Source organism: Streptomyces sp. NRRL WC-3549 (assembly GCF_000721935.1).
Classification (GTDB): Bacteria; Actinomycetota; Actinomycetes; order Streptomycetales; family Streptomycetaceae; genus Streptomyces.
In genome coordinates this window covers 17,878-19,118 of sequence record NZ_KL585434.1, presented here as the reverse complement: position 1 = coordinate 19,118, position 1,241 = coordinate 17,878, and the positions used below count along the sequence as shown (strand labels likewise).

The following is a 1,241-nucleotide window of genomic DNA, read 5'->3' as shown; positions in this document are numbered from 1 at the left end:
GTGTATAAGAGACAGGGCTACGACTTCGTCTCGCGCGGCTTCTTCCCCCGGGTCGGTATCGACGAGGACCCGGTGACCGGAAGCGCGCACACCGCGCTGGCCCCGTTCTGGTCGGCGAGGCTCGGCCGCGCGGACCTCACCGGTCTGCAGGCCTCGACCCGTTCGGGCCTCGTCCGCACCTCGCTGCGCGGCGACCGTACCTGGCTGTCCGGAGACGCGGTCACGGTCATCGAGGGCGACCTGCTGACGGAGCTCTGAACCGGCCGCCCCGCGCAGCCGTTCACGGCGTGGGCAGCCAGCCCACCTTCCCCGCGAGCAGCGCGTAACCGACGAACGCACCGATGTCCAGCAGGGCATGGGCGACGACGAGCGGGCCGACACGCCCCCATCTCCGGTACAACAGCACGAAGACCACCCCCATGACGAGGTTTCCGACGAAGCCGCCGATGCCCTGGTACAGGTGGTACGAGCCGCGCAGTACGGAGCTGGCCACCAGTGCCGCCGTCGGCGTCCACCCCAGCTGCCCGAGCCGCCGCAACAGGTAGCCGAGGACGATCACCTCCTCCAGGACGGAGTTCTGCACCGCCGAGAGGATCAGCACCGGGAACTTCCACCACACCTCGGGCAGCGATTCCGGCACCACCGTCAGATTGAATCCGCCGGCCCGCGCCGCCAGATAGAAGGCCAGCCCGGCGCTGCCGATCCCGGCCGCGACCAGCGTCCCGCGGCCGAGGTCGGGCCAGGGCCGGGTCCGGTCGAAGCCGAGCGCCCGCAGCCCGGCCCCCTCCCTCAGCAGCAGGTGGGCGACGAGCGCGACCGGCACCAGCGCCGTGGTGATGCCGAACAGTTGCCAGGCGAGGTCGAGCCACGGCCGGCCGGGTGCGTGCGAACCGTTCAGCGTCGCGGCCTGGTCCCTCAGCCCCCCGGGCTTGGTGAGCGACCCGATGAAGCTGATCAGGGCGGACACCCCGCTGGCCCCGAGTGAGAGGGCCAGCACCAGCACGGTCTCGGACCGCAGGGTCCGCCGTGAGACCCCCTCGTGAACCATGGTTCCCGCCACGCGCTCCGCCTCCACCCGTACGCCCACCGTCGGCACCGCGGTGCGTCTCGGTGCCGCACCCGGCACAAGCTTGCCCCACGACCACGGACCGGCCTGCCACCGGGCACCGGAGCGGCGGCCCGCCCGGGGGGCGCGGGCTCGGGTACGGTGCGCGGCGGGCCGGCCCCGTCAGCGGGCGGGG

At 73.0% G+C, this 1,241-nt stretch carries 2 protein-coding genes; one reads left to right on the top strand and one right to left on the bottom strand.

The features are described 5' to 3' along the window. A partial coding sequence (locus IH13_RS0131275) for a PhzF family phenazine biosynthesis protein (protein ID WP_031089617.1) occupies window positions 1-258 on the top strand: 258 nt, incomplete at its 5' end. A gap of 22 nt (window positions 259-280) precedes the next feature. Here the strand turns inward: IH13_RS0131275 and IH13_RS0131270 are convergent. Continuing rightward, window positions 281-1,048, bottom strand: a complete 768-nt coding sequence (locus IH13_RS0131270) for a CPBP family intramembrane glutamic endopeptidase (RefSeq protein WP_082317786.1) — start codon at window positions 1,046-1,048, stop codon at window positions 281-283. Window positions 1,049-1,241: the final 193 nt, after the last annotated feature.

Coding starts and splice junctions, on each gene's coding strand:
- IH13_RS0131270 (WP_082317786.1), bottom strand. CDS start 1,048: ATGGTTCACGAGGGGGTCTCACGGCGGACCCTGCGGTCCGAGACCGTG.